This is a genomic window from Brevibacterium sp. SIMBA_078 (assembly GCF_046534565.1).
GTDB lineage: Bacteria > Actinomycetota > Actinomycetes > Actinomycetales > Brevibacteriaceae > Brevibacterium.
The window spans coordinates 1-239 of the sequence record NZ_JAWRYQ010000545.1; the positions used below are offsets into that span (position 1 = coordinate 1).

Sequence of the window (239 nt, forward strand, 5' to 3'; positions counted from 1 at the left end):
TGCTTCATCGACAACGTGGGCATTCCGACGCTCGCGGCCGTGCGCCAGGCAGTGGAAGCGCTCGAAGACCTCGGTATGAAGGGGAAGGTGCAGCTGATCGTGTCGGGCGGCATCCGCACCGGCGCTGATGTCGCGAAGGCCCTCGCGCTCGGCGCGGACGCGGTGGCGATCGGCCAGGGCGTGCTGATGGCGCTCGGCTGCAACAGCGAGAGCTACTTCCAGAACGGCGCGCTGCATCC

1 protein-coding gene is annotated in these 239 nt (G+C 68.2%); it reads left to right on the top strand.

Features of this window, described 5'->3' with window-relative positions; genetic code table 11:
* On the top strand, positions 1-239 hold a 239-nt coding region (locus tag SB749_RS20735), incomplete at both ends, for a glutamate synthase-related protein (protein WP_410711977.1).